Below are 280 nucleotides of genomic sequence, written 5' to 3' on the forward strand. Positions count from 1 at the left end.
CCATCAACCCACGCAGTTTGATGTTAGGCAACTGACGGATACTTTTTACCAACTCAACAACCTCATCAGGGTGGCAGCCATCTTTGCTGTCTTGAGCATCGATATTGACCTGTAGACAAAGATTTAATGGTGGTTGTGTTATCAGACGCTGCGCCGATAAACGCTCTGCATTAATTAAAGGATCAACTCCATGCACCCATGCAATCTTTTCAGCCAAATGTTTGGTTTTATTGCATTGTTCATGCCCAATAAAATGCCATTCAATGTCTAAATTCTGTAG

Annotated in this window: 1 protein-coding gene; it reads right to left on the reverse strand. The window is 41.8% G+C overall.

Annotated elements, in window-relative coordinates; genetic code table 11:
- Positions 1-280 (reverse strand): alanine racemase (locus tag ACG9ZB_RS17265; RefSeq protein ID WP_419326850.1); only part of this gene is annotated, 280 nt, incomplete at both ends.

The organism is Acinetobacter johnsonii (assembly GCF_048551975.1).
In the GTDB taxonomy this organism is placed as follows: domain Bacteria; phylum Pseudomonadota; class Gammaproteobacteria; order Pseudomonadales; family Moraxellaceae; genus Acinetobacter; species Acinetobacter johnsonii_A.